The following is an 833-nucleotide window of genomic DNA, read 5'->3' as shown; positions in this document are numbered from 1 at the left end:
GCTTCCGCCACATCCGGCGCCAACCCCTGCTTTGCCGCCCTCTCCCGCGCCAAGGCCACCACCTGCTCCACCCGCCCCGGCGCCCTCACCGCCTGTTCATCGGCTTTGAACCCCGCCGCCGCGCGCACCAACTCCTGACGCTCCGCCAACTTCTCGATCAGCTTCGCGTCCAACTCGTCAATCCGCGCCCGCACTTCCGCCAACGTCTTCGGTTCAGCCATCCCGCGATCCTCACATGCACGCCGCACCTGGGAAGCTGCCCTCAGCCACAAGGAACGCAGATGGTCACCGTTCGCCCCTGTCAACACCAAGACATCGCCGCGCTGCAAACGCACATCCCCACGCCAGGCCAACCCGCACGGCACGCCACGCGATTCGAGCGCCAACAAGACGGCCAGAGCACATTTCTCATCGCCTGGCTCGACAACCGCCCCGTCGGCGCAGGCGAGATCTTCTGGAACGGCTGCACAGCTCCTGAGATCAACAAGCATTACCCCACATGCCCAGAACTCAACGGCCTCGACGTCTGGCCGCCCGAACTCCGTTCCCACGGCATCGGCACCGCCCTCATCTCCGCTGCCGAAAGCCTTGTGCGCCAACGCGGTTTCCACCACATCGGCCTAGGCGTCGACGACGAGAACTCCCAAGCGGCCGCCCTCTACCTCCGCCTCGGCTACCAGGAAACCGGTCTCCGCTACCTCGACCGCTACCAGTACACCGACAACGACGGAAACCTCTACGACATCGCAGATCCTGCACGATTTCTGGTGAAGCAGCTCCACCCCTGACCCACGGTCAAGTCCCCGATTCACGCGCCATCCGACCGCTCAGCT

Annotated in this window: 2 protein-coding genes; one reads left to right on the top strand and one right to left on the bottom strand. The window is 64.9% G+C overall.

All coding sequences use genetic code 11. The annotated features are described in order from the left end of the window. Positions 1–221, bottom strand: a 221-nt coding sequence (locus CCN37_RS37910; protein WP_086830230.1) for a chorismate mutase, incomplete at its 3' end; no start/stop codon positions are given. Positions 222–281: 60 nt separating this feature from the next. Between CCN37_RS37910 and CCN37_RS37905 the strand changes: the two genes are divergently transcribed. Beyond that, positions 282–788 (top strand): GNAT family N-acetyltransferase, encoded by a 507-nt coding sequence (locus CCN37_RS37905; RefSeq protein ID WP_086830228.1) that lies wholly within the window; start codon positions 282–284, stop codon positions 786–788. Positions 789–833: the final 45 nt, after the last annotated feature.

Source organism: Allokutzneria sp. NRRL B-24872 (genome assembly GCF_002155965.1).
Lineage (GTDB): Bacteria > Actinomycetota > Actinomycetes > Mycobacteriales > Pseudonocardiaceae > Allokutzneria.
Note: the sequence above shows the minus strand (reverse complement) of the source record. Positions and strands in the feature narration are given on the sequence as shown.

Bases quoted from the DNA above. Each gene is read 5' to 3' on its own strand.
- CCN37_RS37905 (WP_086830228.1), top strand. From the start codon at position 282: ATGGTCACCGTTCGCCCCTGTCAACACCAAGACATCGCCGCGCTGCAA.